13 protein-coding genes are annotated in these 13089 nt (G+C 71.1%); 5 read left to right on the top strand and 8 right to left on the bottom strand.

Annotated elements, in window-relative coordinates; translation table 11 throughout:
- Nucleotides 1-996 carry a glycerate kinase gene (locus ACIPVB_RS02825; RefSeq protein WP_400366782.1) on the bottom strand — a complete coding sequence of 332 codons (996 nt, stop codon included), beginning with the start codon at nucleotides 994-996 and terminating at the stop codon, nucleotides 1-3.
- Between the two features lie 201 nt (nucleotides 997-1197).
- Between ACIPVB_RS02825 and purL the strand changes: the two genes are divergently transcribed.
- Both purL and ACIPVB_RS02815 read left to right on the top strand, forming a co-directional pair.
- On the top strand, nucleotides 1198-3537 hold the full coding sequence (gene purL, locus ACIPVB_RS02820) for a phosphoribosylformylglycinamidine synthase subunit PurL (protein WP_400366780.1): 2340 nt from the start codon (nucleotides 1198-1200) through the stop codon (nucleotides 3535-3537).
- Nucleotides 3538-3581: 44 nt separating this feature from the next.
- Nucleotides 3582-3716: a hypothetical protein gene (locus ACIPVB_RS02815; RefSeq protein ID WP_276606268.1), complete on the top strand. Its 135-nt coding sequence runs from the start codon at nucleotides 3582-3584 to the stop codon at nucleotides 3714-3716.
- Nucleotides 3717-3935: 219 nt separating this feature from the next.
- Here ACIPVB_RS02815 and ACIPVB_RS02810 read toward each other — a convergent pair whose 3' ends face one another.
- The 3 genes from ACIPVB_RS02810 to ACIPVB_RS02800 all read right to left on the bottom strand — a co-directional run bounded on the left by ACIPVB_RS02810 (nucleotide 3936) and on the right by ACIPVB_RS02800 (nucleotide 6374).
- Entirely contained in the window at nucleotides 3936-4256 is a 321-nt protein-coding gene (locus ACIPVB_RS02810) for a YciI family protein (protein WP_400366778.1), read from the bottom strand.
- Between the two features lie 62 nt (nucleotides 4257-4318).
- Nucleotides 4319-5014, bottom strand: coding sequence for a potassium channel family protein (locus tag ACIPVB_RS02805; RefSeq protein ID WP_400366776.1), 696 nt, complete (start codon nucleotides 5012-5014; stop codon nucleotides 4319-4321).
- A complete protein-coding gene (locus ACIPVB_RS02800) occupies nucleotides 5007-6374 on the bottom strand; it encodes a TrkH family potassium uptake protein (RefSeq protein WP_400366775.1) in 1368 nt (455 codons plus the stop codon). Before ACIPVB_RS02800 ends, ACIPVB_RS02805 begins: the two co-directional genes overlap by 8 nt.
- Before the next feature lie 143 nt (nucleotides 6375-6517).
- Between ACIPVB_RS02800 and ACIPVB_RS02795 the strand changes: the two genes are divergently transcribed.
- Entirely contained in the window at nucleotides 6518-7531 is a 1014-nt protein-coding gene (locus tag ACIPVB_RS02795; protein WP_400366773.1) for a hypothetical protein, read from the top strand.
- A 32-nt stretch (nucleotides 7532-7563) separates the two neighbouring features.
- Nucleotides 7564-8328: a hypothetical protein gene (locus ACIPVB_RS02790; RefSeq protein WP_400366771.1), complete on the top strand. Its 765-nt coding sequence runs from the start codon at nucleotides 7564-7566 to the stop codon at nucleotides 8326-8328.
- Nucleotides 8329-8532: 204 nt separating this feature from the next.
- Here ACIPVB_RS02790 and ACIPVB_RS02785 read toward each other — a convergent pair whose 3' ends face one another.
- Nucleotides 8533-8793: a DUF3253 domain-containing protein gene (locus ACIPVB_RS02785; RefSeq protein ID WP_400366769.1), complete on the bottom strand. Its 261-nt coding sequence runs from the start codon at nucleotides 8791-8793 to the stop codon at nucleotides 8533-8535.
- A gap of 47 nt (nucleotides 8794-8840) precedes the next feature.
- Between ACIPVB_RS02785 and ACIPVB_RS02780 the strand changes: the two genes are divergently transcribed.
- Nucleotides 8841-9569, top strand: a complete 729-nt coding sequence (locus ACIPVB_RS02780) for a YqjF family protein (RefSeq protein ID WP_400366767.1) — start codon at nucleotides 8841-8843, stop codon at nucleotides 9567-9569.
- 55 nt (nucleotides 9570-9624) lie between these two features.
- Here the strand turns inward: ACIPVB_RS02780 and ACIPVB_RS02775 are convergent, their stop codons facing one another.
- The 3 genes from ACIPVB_RS02775 to ACIPVB_RS02765 form a co-directional block, all read right to left on the bottom strand.
- Complete coding sequence (locus ACIPVB_RS02775; protein ID WP_400366765.1) at nucleotides 9625-10530, bottom strand: glycine betaine ABC transporter substrate-binding protein; 906 nt, start codon at nucleotides 10528-10530, stop codon at nucleotides 9625-9627.
- A 131-nt stretch (nucleotides 10531-10661) separates the two neighbouring features.
- On the bottom strand, nucleotides 10662-11639 hold the full coding sequence (locus tag ACIPVB_RS02770; RefSeq protein ID WP_400366763.1) for an ABC transporter permease: 978 nt from the start codon (nucleotides 11637-11639) through the stop codon (nucleotides 10662-10664).
- The gene (locus ACIPVB_RS02765; protein ID WP_400366761.1) at nucleotides 11639-12949 is read right to left on the bottom strand and encodes a glycine betaine/L-proline ABC transporter ATP-binding protein; all 1311 of its coding nucleotides are present in this window, start codon (nucleotides 12947-12949) and stop codon (nucleotides 11639-11641) included. The genes ACIPVB_RS02770 and ACIPVB_RS02765 overlap by 1 nt, the downstream gene beginning before the upstream one ends.
- Between the last annotated feature and the right edge of the window lie 140 nt (nucleotides 12950-13089).

Below are 13089 nucleotides of genomic sequence, written 5' to 3'. Positions count from 1 at the left end.
TCAGAGGTCGAGCTGCCAGAGGGCCTGGGTCGTCGTGACGCGCAGCGCGTCGGCGGCGTCGGTGAGCGCGCGCTCGGCCCCGACGACCTCGCTCATCGAGAAGACGCGCGACCCGACGGCATCGGCGGCGACGACCCCGGCGATGACGACCGACGGCACCCGGTGGCGCGCGGCGACCGTGAGCACGTGCCCCGGACCCTTGCCCGCGAGGCTCGTCGCATCGAACGCGCCCTCGCCGGTGAGGACCAGATCGGACTCGGTGAGCGCCTCGCCCAGCTCGAGCGCCTGTGCGATGTAGGCGGCGCCGTCCACGACCTCGGCACCGGCGGCGAGAAGCGCCCCCGAGAGCCCGCCTGCGGCCCCCGACCGGGGGACTTCGCCGACGTCCCGACCGAAACGCGCGGTCCAGTCGGCGGCATCCGCCCGCAATCGTCGGGTCAACCGTGCAACGAGGTCCACGTCGGCGCCCTTCTGCGGGCCGAACACCTCCGCGGCACGGACGAACGTGGTGGTCGTGTCGGTGAGCACCGTCACCTGCCCGGCCGAGAAGGGCACGTGATCGCCCAGCGCGTCGATCGCGCCGCGACCCCCGTCGGTGGCCGCGACGCCACCCGTGCCGACGATGACGCGCACCGACCCTGCGTCGAGGGCCAGCCCGATGAGCTCGCCGACGCCGCGGGTGGTCGCGGCCCAGGGGTCGTTCGCGGTCGCTCCCCCCGCGAGGACGAGCCCGGATGCCGCGGCCGACTCGATCACGGCGGCTCGGCCGTCGAGTCTCCAGGCGGCCCGCACGGGTGCGCCGAGCGGACCGGTCACCTCGTCGTGCACGTTCGCGCCGCCGAGGGCGTCGAGCGTGCCGTCTCCGCCGTCGGCCATCGGCACGATGGCGATCTCAGCCCCCGGCCACCGGTCGCGGACGGCGAGGGCCATGGCATCCGCCGCCTGCCGCGCGGTCAACGTGCCCTTGAACTTGTCGGGAGCGATCACGATGCGCATGGGCGTCCTCTCGGCGGACCCCGTCGCGGCGCCCGTGACCATCATGTCGTGCGGCGTGCCGCCGCACGGTGGCGGCGGACGCGGCGAGACGTCGTCTCGGATCGCGGACGCGTCCCGCGCGACGGCCGCCCCACCGGGCATGTCGGCGCGCCCAACTAGACTGACACTCGTCCGGCCCCTGCGATCTTGGAGCTCAGCCGCGTGACCACCTCGAACCCCGCCGCCCGTACCGCTCCGGCGGACACCGTCGACAACGCGATCGCCACGCCCGAGAAAGAGCAGCCGTACGGCGCGCTCGGACTCAAGAGCGACGAATACGCCCAGATCCGCGAGATTCTGGGCCGCCGGCCCACGAGCGGCGAGCTGGCGATGTACTCGGTCATGTGGAGCGAGCACTGCTCCTACAAGTCGAGCAAGATCTACCTGCGCCAGTTCGGCCAGAAGGTCAGCGACGAGATGAAGACCCGCCTCATGGTGGGCATGGGCCAGAACGCCGGCGTCGTCGACGTGGGCGACGGCTGGGCCGTCACGTTCAAGGTCGAGTCGCACAACCACCCGAGCTACATCGAGCCCTTCCAGGGTGCGGCCACCGGTGTCGGCGGCATCGTCCGCGACATCATCTCGATGGGCGCGCGGCCCGTGGCCGTCATGGATCAGCTGCGTTTCGGCGCGATCGACCACCCCGACACCCCGCGCGTCGTGCACGGCGTCACCAGCGGCATCTCCTTCTACGGCAATTGCCTGGGCCTGCCGAACATCGGCGGCGAGACGGTGTTCGACGCCGTCTACCAGGGCAATCCGCTGGTCAACGCGCTCGCGGTCGGCGTCATGCGCCACGAGGACATCAAGCTCGCCAACGCCACGGGCGCGGGCAACAAGGTCGTGCTCTTCGGCGCCCGCACGGGCGGCGACGGCATCGGCGGGGCCAGCATCCTGGCATCCGACACCTTCGCCGACGGCGGACCCACCAAGCGTCCCGCAGTCCAGGTGGGCGACCCCTTCGCCGAGAAGGTGCTCATCGAGTGCTGCCTCGAGCTCTACCGGGACGACCTCGTCGAAGCCATCCAAGACCTCGGGGCCGCGGGGATCTCGTGCGCGACGAGCGAGCTCGCCGCCAACGGCGACAGCGGCATGAAGGTCGAGTTGTCGAAGGTCCTGCTGCGCGACCCGTCGCTCACGCCCGAAGAGATCCTCATGAGCGAGAGCCAGGAGCGCATGATGGCCATCGTCGCGCCCGAGAAGCTCGACGCGTTCCTCGCGGTGGTCGGTAAGTGGGACGTCGAGACCAGCGTGCTCGGAGAGGTCACCGGCGACGGCCGCCTCGTCATCGACTGGTACGGCGAGCGCATCGTCGACGTCGACCCCTCGACCGTCGCGGTCGACGGCCCGGTCTACGAGCGCCCGGTCGCCTACCCGACCTGGATCGACGCGCTGAACGACGATAGCGCTGCGACGCTGGCACGGGCGACGGATGCCGACTCCCTCCGCGAGCAGTTCACCACCCTCGTCGCCAGCCCCAATCTCGCCGACACCTCGTGGATCACCAACCAGTACGACTACTACGTGCTGGGCAACACCGCACTGAGCTTCCCCGACGACGCCGGCATGATCCGCGTCGACGAAGAGACCGGTCTCGGCTTCGCGATCGCGACCGACTGCAACGGCCGCTACAACCAGCTCGACCCCTACAACGGCGCCAAGCTCGCCCTCGCCGAGGCCTATCGCAACGTGGCTGTCACCGGGGCCGTGCCCACGGCGGTCACCGACTGCCTCAACTTCGGCAGCCCCGAGAACCCCGAGGTCATGTGGCAGTTCAGCCAGGCCGTCGAGGGTTTGAGCGACGGCTGCCTCGAGCTCGGCATCCCGGTCACGGGCGGCAACGTCTCGTTCTACAACCAGACCGGCGACCAGCCCATCCACCCGACCCCCGTGGTGGGCGTGCTGGGCATCATCGACGACGTGGCCGCGCGCATCCCGAGCGGTTGGCAGGATGCCGGTGAGAACCTCTACCTGCTGGGCACCACCGCCGACGAGCTCGACGGTTCGCAGTGGGCCGGGACCATCCACGACCACCTCGGCGGACGCCCGCCGAAGGTCGATCTGGCGCAGGAGCGCAAGCTCGCCGAGCTGCTGCAGGCCGCGGGGTCGCAGTCGCTCGTCTCGAGCGCGCACGACCTGTCGTCGGGCGGGCTGGCCCAGACCCTCGCCGAGGGCGTCCTGCGCTTCGGCGTCGGCGCGCGCGTCTGGCTCACCGAGCTCATGGAGCGCGACGGAGTGGATGCCACCGCCGCCCTGTTCAGTGAATCCACGGGCCGCGTGCTGGTCAGCGTGCCCCGCGAAGAAGACGTCAAGTTCCGCGGGCTCTGCGACGGCCGCGGCTACCCGGTGCTGCGCATCGGCGTGACCGACGTCGAGCCGGGCGCCGAGGCGACGCTCGAGATCCAGGACGTGTTCACCGTGCCGCTGTCGGAGCTGCGTCGCCTGTCGACCGAAACGCTGCCGGCCGTCTTCGGTCCGACGATCTCCGAACCCACCGCCTGAGGCCCCCGGGCCCTCACGCCCCGCACCCCGAGAGGAGACGCGCGATGACCGACGACGACGACATGACCGTGTTCAGCGACAAGCGTCAGAAGCGCGTCAAGATCACCGCGTGGATCGTGATCGGCGCGCTCGTGCTGACCGGCGGCGGCGCCACGGTGATCTCGTTGATCCTGGGCTGAGGCCCGTGTCCCCGCGTGAGGGATCGAGTTCCGTCGCCTGATCATCGAGTCGGCGACAGCAGCTGACCTGTCGGCACGCGCCGCGCAACCGGTCGCCGCCGACGTCGTCCGGCCGGCGGGACGCCGCGAGCGCCCTCGCCACGTCGCGACGTCGCCGGCCGAGGTGCGGCGACGCCAGGGCGGTCGTGCACTCGCCCCGGCGCGGCCTCGCGTACCGGGTCAGTACTCGAGGAGCGGGCGCAGCTCGACCGTGCCGTACAGCGGAGCCTGACGCGCGTACTCCGTCGCCGCGTCGAGGTCGCCGACCTCGAGCAGGTAATACCCCGACAGGGTCCGCGACGGCCGGGGCTCGGCATCCGGAATCCGTGAGATCGAGGTCACCACCGCGCGGGAGTGCTCGACCTCGGCGAACCGGCCCGACTCGACAATCACTCCGTCGACGCGCAGGGATTGTTCGTACCGCATCCAGGCGGCGAAGTCCTCGTCGGCGTCGCCGCCCTCGTACGTCTCGTCGGACCACATGACGAGCATCACCTTCATGACGGACCTCCCCGTTCGCTCGCGCCCAGCCTGGTCGCGCGCGAGCGCGCACGCAAGGCCCGTCAGACGAGCGCGGCGAAACGTTCGGTGTTCTCCACCGGGCCGATCACGATGAGCAGATCGCCCTCGCGGATGACGGATGCCGCGCCCGCGGCGTGCCATTGGCCGTCGCCCCCGCGGATCTTGACGATGGTCACTCCGTGTCGTCGACGGACGGCCGACTGCTCGAGGGTCTGGCCGACCAGCTCGTGCGGGGCCACGGTCTTGGCCACGACGAGGTCGCGGTCGAACTCCACGTAGTCGAGCATGGAGCCGCGCACGAGGTGCGCCACCCGCCGGCCCATGTCGGCCTCGGGATAGACCACGTGCTCGATGCCGAGCTGCTCGAGGATCAGGCCGTGCTGCTCGCTGATCGCCTTGGCCCAGATGGAGCGCGCTCCCATGCGCTTGAGCAGCGAGGTCGTGAGGATGCTGGCCTGGATGTCGGATCCGATCCCGACGACGACACGGTCGAACTCGGCGACACCCAGCTGTTCGAGAGCCGCCTGCTTGGTGGAATCGGCGCGGACGACGTGGGTCAGGACGCCGTTGAGGGACTGGACGATGTCTTCGTCGGTGTCGATGCCGAGGACCTCGCTGCCGCTGCGCACGAGCTCGGTGGCGAGGGCGCCGCCGAACCGTCCGAGTCCGATGACGGCGATCGAGGTGGCGGCATTGCCGCGGACCTTGCGTCGGCTGAAGAACGTGTTGTTATCCAATGATCGGACGCTCCTTCGGGAGTTCGTACATGCGTTTCTCCCGCGTCAGCGCCAGAGCGGCTCCGAGCAGGACGGGGCCGAGCCGGCCGATGAACATGAGGGCGATGAGGATGACCTGCGCCATCGGCGGGAGGTCCGCGGTGATGCCGGTCGACAGACCGACCGTGGCGAACGCCGACACGACCTCGAAGAAGACCCGTTCGAAGCTGAAGGGGCTGATCAGCATGATGGCGAGGGTCGAGCCGACCACGAGCGCGACCGACAGCAGGGCGACGGTGAGCGCCTCGCGATGCGTGGACCGCGGCAACCGCTTGCCGAACATGTTGACGGCGGTGTCGCCACGCAGTTCGGCGAGCACGATGAAGAGCAGGACGGCGAAGGTGGTGATCTTCAGACCGCCGGCGGTCCCGGCCGGTCCACCGCCGATGAACATGAGGATGTCGGTGACGAACCAGCTCTCGGGCAGCATCTGCGAGACGTCGATCGAGTTGAAGCCGGCCGTTCGCGGCATGACCGACATCGTGAACCCGGCGAGCAGTCGTCCCGCCGGGTCCAGCGCGCCGAGTGTCGCGGGGTTCGACCACTCGAGGGCGGTGAGCACCACCGTCCCGACGACGAGCAGCAATGCCGAGCCCACGAGGACGGTCACGGTGTTGAGGGTCCAGCGGCGGGGGAACCGGAAACGTCGCCAGAGCTCCATGATGACGGGGAATCCCAGTCCGCCGAGGATGATGGCCGCGCAGATCGGCAGGCAGATGAAGGGGTCGGTCGCGAACGAGATGAGGCTGTCGCTGAAGAGAGCGAAACCGGCGTTGTTGAACGACGAGACGGCGTGGAAGACGCCCAGCCACAGCGCCCGCGCGAACGGCTCGTCGTACGCCAACCAGAACCTCGCCGCCAGCAGGATCGCCACCACCGCCTCGGTGGTCAGGGCGATGATCGCCACGCCCGACAGCACGCGACGGACGTCACCGACGGCCACCGTGTGGGTCTCGCTCACGGCGGTCAGCCGGGTGCGCAGTCCCAGGCGGCGGGCGACGAGCAGCCCGAGAAGGGTCGCGAGGGACATCACGCCGAACCCGCCCACCTGGATGAGGACCATGATGACGGCCTGACCGAACGGCGACCAGAAGTTGGGCGTGTCCACCACGATGTGGCCGGTGACGCACAGAGCGCTGGTCGCCGTGAAGAGCGCCTCGAGGAAGGTCGCGGACCGCTCCTGCGTCGCGTTCGGCAGACTCAACAGCGCCGTGCCGACGGCGAGGACGCCACCGAAGGCCAGGGCGATGACCCGGCCCGGGGTGAGCAGGGCAGCGCGCCGTCGGGCGGGCCGTCGCTGCGCACGTGCTTCTTGTCTCACCGGGATACGATCTCACACCCCTCCCGCCCACCCGCACGCGGCAGGGCCCTCTCCCACGCGGCGCCCCGCCCCCTCTGCCCGCGGCCCGCAGATTTCGGGCCGGCACCCCGCACCGTGTCGAAAGCCGGACGTAGCATGGGGACGTGGAACCGCTCCTGGCCCTGTTCGTCGAGTGGTGGTGGATCGGCCCGGCAGCGGCCGGTGCGGGCACCGTCGGCTGGGTCGGCGTGCGCCGCTCCCGCCGCCGCGCGCTCGCCGCCGGGGTGACGAGCACGGGCGATCGCGCCGTCCGCGCGTGGGCTTCGCGTCCGATGGGCAAGAGCGCCGCTCGTCGTCTCGAGGTGGATGCCGCCGTCCTCGACCTGCAGATGGCGCGCAACGCGGTCACCCGGGGGCGGGCGGACGTCAAGGTCGCCGATGCCGAGGTCGTTCGCGCTCAGGCCGAGCGAGCGGCATCCCGTGTCTCGTCCGACGCGGTGTCCGCCGCCCGCGCGCGCCTGGTAGACGCCCAGCGCGACCTGCGCGCCGCCGTCGCCGAGGTGCGCGCGCGCCGCGCGGGACTCAAGGCCGCCAAGGCCATGCTGCCGGCGATCCGCACGGGCAGCGCGCCGCTGCCGGTCGCCCGCCTGCTCGCGGAGCACGACGCGATCCTGGCGCGCTGGATGGCCTACGAGACCGATCCCGCCCTCGCCATCGACTACCCCGCGATGAGCGACCCGCGCTCTCCTCTGCTCGCGGACTTCCTCCGGGCGCACGAGCGCGCGCAGTGGGTGCGTCCCGCATCGGTGCAGACGCGTCTCGCCCCCGCCGATTACCTCGCGTACCGCGACGCGGTGCGTCGGACGGCCCATGCCTTCGACGACGCCGAGCGCGCGGCCCGCGGCGGCACCCCGACGAGCGGCGAGAACGGCGACGCGTGGAGCCGTGTGGCATCCGATCTCGCCGAAACGGCCCAGCGAGCGCTTACCCGCTCCGTGGAGTCGATGGGTCGCGCCGCGGCCCGCGGGTGGGCGGAGCGGGGCGCCAAGCGCGCGGCGAGGACACCGTCGCGCACCGACGCGCCGTCGTCCCGCACCGAGGGGCCGCCGCCTCCCGCGTCGGACGGCACCCCGTGGCCTCCGCCCGCGCGCGACCGGCCGCACCCGCCGCGACCGTGAACGGCGGCTGCGTGAGCGCGTAGCATGGCGCCGTGCAGGACTTCTGGAGCTTCGCCGGTGATTACTGGTGGCTCGTCTTCCCCCTCTTCGGGATGACGATGGGCGCCATCAACGCCCGCGTGAAGCACCGCGAGATCAGCGCGCGACGACGCCACAAAGAACAGCTGGAGTTGTTGAGGGCCCAGGGCGGCGCGATGGCGGTCTCCTCCGCCGGGGGCGCCGGCGGGGCAGCGCAGATCGCCGCACCCGGCGACGACACGCAGAGGCGCATCGTCGCCGCACACGACGAGGTGACGCACCGCTGGCTCGAGTACGAGCTCGACGCCGCCAAGCTCATCAGCTACCCCGCGATGAGCGATGGACGGCAACCGCTCACGGCCGCGTTCCTGCGCGCGAAGAAGGTCGCCGACAACCTCCGTCCGGACGACGGCGAGACCCTCTCGGCCGAGCGGATGAAGGAGTACCGCGACGCCGTCACCGACTACGAGGTCGCGTTCGATCTGGCCGAGCGCGACGCGCGCCGCGTGAAGGACGCCGCCTTCACCGCCGACGAGCGCAAGCGCCTCGACACCGCGAAGAAACTGCTGACGGTGGCCACCGACCAGGCCGCGACCCCGAACGAACGGCAGCTGGCCTACCGCCGTGTACGCGAAGAGCTGGACGGACTGATCCTGCTGTCCGACGACGCCGTGGAGGAGCTCGAGAAGAAGGTCGCGCTGGAGCTTCCGCGCGAGCGCACGAACCCCCCGGCATCCGCACCCCCATCCGAGGCGGCGCCGGGCTCCACCGCCCCCTAGCGCGGGGGGCGCTGCCCGACCGCCCGGCATCCGACCGGCCGTCGCCGCGGCGCATCACCGCTCAGAGGGGCGCACCACCATCGGACGGATCAGCGCCTGGCCCCCGAGTTCGGTGCGAGCGCCCAGTCTTGCGGCACTCCCATGCCGGCCCGCGCCCAGGCGACTCCCGTCGCGAGGCGTGGGCCGGGGCGGAGGCCACCGCGGTCAGTGCGCCCGGCGGATGCGCACCGGTCCGGAGGCCGTCCTCACGTCGACCACCTCGCCCCCCTGCGTGACCTCGACCTCGCCCGAGACCACCAGCTCGTGCGCGGCGTCGCGCGCGGGCTGCATGAGGTCGCGCCACTCGTCGCCGCCGACCGCGCGCGCCGCCTCGGACGGGCAGATCGTCTTGCCGGCATCCCGCGCGGCGAGCAGATCGCGAATGGATGCCACGAGCCGGGGATCCGCACCAGACGACGTGGTCATCTGTCCAGTCTCCCTCCGCTCCAGGGCGCCGGGGTCAGAATGAGCCGGTGATCACCGAGCGCCACGCCCCCGACCTGCCCGGCAGGGCCGTCATCGCGCAGCGGTGGAACCGCGCCGTGTTCGTGCACTGGCGGGTCGACCCGACCGAGGTCGCGCCGTTCCTACCGCCGGGGACGCGGCCCGATGTGCACGACGGGTCGGCGTGGGTCGGCCTCGTGCCCTTCGTGCTGAGCGAGTTCCGCTTCCTGCCGCTTCCGCCGGTTCCGCTGGTGGGCACCTTCACCGAGATCAACGTGCGCACCTACGCGGTCGACGAGGAGGGCCGTCGCGGCGTGGTGTTCCGGACGCTCGAGGCCGAGCATCTCGCGCCGGTCCTCGCGGCTCGGGCGCTGTTCGGGCTGCCGTACCGGTGGGCGCGAGCGGGGGTGCGCACGGACGAGGCGCGCATCGAGTACCGTTCGCGGCGCCACGGCCGCGGCCCGGGCACGCGAGTGCGGGCCACCTTGGGCACCGAGACCGTCGACACCCCCCTGTCGCGCTTCCTCACGGCGAGGTGGGGCTTTCATGAACGCCACCTGGGCCGCACGATCTGGGCCGCGAACAGTCACGAGCCGTGGCCCCTGGTCACCGCGGAGCTCGACGCCCTCGACGACCAGCTCGTCGCCGACTCCGGCTTCCCGCAGCTCGCCGGCCGCACTCCCGACTCGGTCCTGGCGATGCCGACCGGGCACCCCGGCTTCATCACGCGCTTCACCGCGGCCCACGCGATCCGCTGAAGCGCGCACGGCCCCCTCCACCGCTGGGTGAAGGGGGCCGTCGGTCGTGCCGAAATCAGCTGCGCTGCGTCGAGAACGCCTCGGGGTTCTGCTCGAGCCACGCGTCGACCGCTTCGGCCTCGCGTCCTTCGCCGAACTCGTTGACCACCAGGTCCTCGAGCGAACCGTACTGCTCGTCGTCGAGCTGGATCCCGGCGATGAGCTCGGCGGCATCCGGGTAGGTCGAGGCGAAGCCGGCGGTACCGAGGAAGTGCAGGGCCTCGGGGTCGCCCATGAGACCCTGCGGGTCTTCGAGGTCCTTCACGTCGTAGGCGTCGTTCGCCCAGAACGGACGCCACAGGGTCACGGCGATGTCCTCCTGCGCCGCGATCGCGTTGTCGAGCTCGGTGAGCATCGCCGCGGTCGACGAGGTGACGAGTTCGAAGTCCCCGTCGAGGCCGTAGCCGGGCAGCATGGTCTCCTGCGTCTGCTTCGTCAGCCCCGCTCCGGGCTCGATGCCGTAGATGCGTCCGTCGAAGCGCGCGGCGTTCTCCCGCAGCTGCTCGATCGAGTCGATGTCGACGTAGCTGGGCACCGCGATGGTGAGCTTGGCGTTGTCGTAGTACGCGCCGAGGTCGTCGATGTCCTCGCCGTAGCGGTCCATGTACGACTTGTGGGTCAGCTCGGGCCACGCCGAGGGGTAGATGTCGATGTCGCCCTGGGCGAGGCCCGTGTAGAGCGGGCCCGCCTCGGTGAGCGTCTGCATCTCGACGGAGTAGCCGAGCTTTTCGAGCTGGTCCTCCAGCAGGTAGGCGGTGCTGAGGCCGTCGGTCCACGACGGCAGGAAGCCGAGCGTGATCGTGCCCTTGTCTCCGCCGTCGCCCGAGCCGCCTTCGGCCTGGTTGCCACTGGCGCAGCCGGCCAGTGCGAGGACGCCGACGGTGCCGAGGGCGAGAGCCGAGGTGAGGTGTCGCGTGTTCATTGCTGTGTTCTCTTCCTTTTCGTATGTGATTTCCGTGGTTTCCCGCGCCCGCGGCGCCATGGGTTGTCGCTTCCGCAGGAGACGAGCGACAATCCTCGGCGACTCGCGCCCGGGACGTGCGGGGCCGGGACTCAGCGCCCCGAGGGCACCGGCGCGCCGCGCGGTGCGGCGGGGGCGTCCTCGGCCGGGGTGTCGGCATTCCCCGTGTCGGCGGTGCGGGCGGCCGCCGTGGAGTGCGCGGCGCGCCGACGGGCGAGGACACCGAGCAGCGACGAGGTGTTGTCGATGCGGTTGCCGAGTGCCGCGGTGAGACGATCGAGATAGACCGCCAGGATGACCACGCTCAGGCCCGCCTCGACACCCTTGGGGAGGTTGACGGTCGAGATCGACTGCACGACCTCTTTGCCCAGGCCGTCGGCGCCCACGATCCCGGCCACGACCGCCATGGACAGCGCGAGCATGATGACCTGGTTGACGCCGGCCATGATGGTCGGCATCGCGAGCGGCAGTTGGATGCCGCGCAGGATCTGCCAGGGAGTGGCCCCGAAGGCGTGCCCGGCCTCCACCGTCTCGGAGTCGACGCCGCGGATGCCGAGCTCGGTCAGACGCACGCCCGGGGGCAGCGCGAAGATGACGGTCGAGACGACACCGGGCACGACGCCGATGCTGAAGAAGGTGATCGCGGGGATGAGGTAGACGAAGGCGGGCATCGTCTGCATGAAGTCGAGGACCGGCTTGAGCACCGCGCGCACCGTGCTGTTGCGCGCCGACCAGATGCCCAGCGGCACCGAGATCGCGACGGCGACGACGGTCGCCACGAGTACGAGCGCGAGCGTCTGCATGGCGGTGACCCACTGCCCCATCGCGAGGATGAGGGCGAAGCCCACCACGGTGCCCACCGCCAGCTTCCACGAGCGCAGCAGCCAGGCCAGCGATGCGGCGATCACGATCACCACGACGATGGGCGCCGACAGCAGCACGTCGCTCAAGCCGCCCACGAGGAAGCGCACAGTCACGGCGATGACGTCGAAGACCCCGGAGAGGTTGTCGCGCAGCCAATCGACGGCGGAGTCGACCCAGGACCCGACGGGAATGCGGAAGCCGTCCATCAGCGCACCCCCTCGGTTCCGGATGCCGGTGCACCGACGGGCGCGTCGAGCACCGCATCGATCTCGGCGGAGGGCAGGGGTTGGGGCAGCACGGTGAGCTCCTCGGTCGAGGTGGGGCCGGGGCCGAGGGCGGCGAGGAGGGTGACGCGCGGGATGACACCGCTGAGACGTCCGTCCGCATCGAGGACGGCGAGCGGCAGCGGCGACTCGACCGAGGGCACGAAGAGGTTCATGAGAACCTCGTCCTCGCGCACGCTCTGCGGCACGGGCTGCAGTCGGCTGAGCAGCGAACCCTCCCCCGCTCGCACGAGCTTCATGGCGTCGCGGTCGGTGATGATGCCGAGCGGTTTGCGATCGCGGTCGGTGACGTAGACGGCCGACATGTAGGCGTCGCGCATCTGCCGCAGGGCGGTGCGGGGACCGGCCGACGCGTCGACGCGGGGACGCGGGCGCTCCATGACGTTGCCGGCGGTGAGCACCCGAGCGCGATCGACGTCCTGGACGAACTGCTCGACGTAGTCGTTGGCCGGGTCGGTGAGGATGTCCTCGGGGGTGCCGATCTGCACGATCCGCCCGTCGCGCATGACCGCGATCCGGTCGCCGAGCAACATCGCCTCGTTGAGGTCGTGGGTGATGAACACGATCGTCTTCTTCAGCGTCCGCTGCAGTTCGAGCAGCTGCTCCTGCATCTCGCGGCGGATGAGCGGGTCGAGGGCACTGAAGGCCTCGTCCATCAGCAGGATGTCGGTGTCGGCGGCGAGCGCTCGTGCGATGCCGACGCGCTGCTGCATCCCGCCCGACAGGGCCGAGGGGAGCTTGTCGCCCCACCCCTCGAGGCCCACCAGCGCGAGGATCTCCTCGGCCTTGGACAGGCGTTCGGCCTTGCCGACGCCGCGGAGCTCGAGGGGGTAGGCGACGTTCGCCGCCACCGTGCGGTGGGGCAGGAGCGCGAAGTGCTGGAACACCATGGCGAGACGCTCGCGCCGGAGTCCGCGCAGACGAGCGGGACCGACGCCGGTGAGAGCGTCGCCCTGGACCTCGACGGTTCCCGCGGTGGCCTCGTGCAGGCCGTTCAGCATGCGGATGATCGTGGACTTGCCGGAGCCCGACAGGCCCATGATGACGAAGATCTCGCCCGGCCGGACGTCGAAGCTCGCGTCGATGACGGCGGCGGTTCCGAGGTCGGAGATCTCGTCGCGACCGGCGCCGGAACGGAGCGTGTCGACGGCGGCCTGAGGGGCGCGGCCGAAGACTTTGAAAAGATTGCGGGCCGCGATGGCCGGTGCCTGGATGGCAGGCGGATGTGTCACTATGTGCACCTCGACGGCCTTCGGGTGGCCGCAGCGGTCACGCCCGGGTGGCAGCCCTCGGCGCCCGGGTGGGGTGGAGCGCGTCGGCGTCGGACATCGGGTCCGGCGCCCAGGCCGCCGACCGTACGCTCGCGACGCGC

The sequence above is a fragment of the Microbacterium sp. NPDC090007 genome (assembly GCF_044748345.1).
Taxonomy (GTDB): domain Bacteria; phylum Actinomycetota; class Actinomycetes; order Actinomycetales; family Microbacteriaceae; genus Microbacterium.
Note: the sequence above shows the minus strand (reverse complement) of the source record. Positions and strands in the feature narration are given on the sequence as shown.

What these genes read in the sequence shown, in the direction of transcription:
- ACIPVB_RS02825 (WP_400366782.1), bottom strand. Translation starts at nt 996, where the DNA reads ATGCGCATCGTGATCGCTCCCGACAAGTTCAAGGGCACGTTGACCGCG.
- ACIPVB_RS02815 (WP_276606268.1), top strand. Translation starts at nt 3,582, where the DNA reads ATGACCGACGACGACGACATGACCGTGTTCAGCGACAAGCGTCAGAAG.
- ACIPVB_RS02810 (WP_400366778.1), bottom strand. Translation starts at nt 4,256, where the DNA reads ATGAAGGTGATGCTCGTCATGTGGTCCGACGAGACGTACGAGGGCGGC.
- ACIPVB_RS02785 (WP_400366769.1), bottom strand. Translation starts at nt 8,793, where the DNA reads ATGACCACGTCGTCTGGTGCGGATCCCCGGCTCGTGGCATCCATTCGC.
- ACIPVB_RS02775 (WP_400366765.1), bottom strand. Translation starts at nt 10,530, where the DNA reads ATGAACACGCGACACCTCACCTCGGCTCTCGCCCTCGGCACCGTCGGC.
- ACIPVB_RS02770 (WP_400366763.1), bottom strand. Translation starts at nt 11,639, where the DNA reads ATGGACGGCTTCCGCATTCCCGTCGGGTCCTGGGTCGACTCCGCCGTC.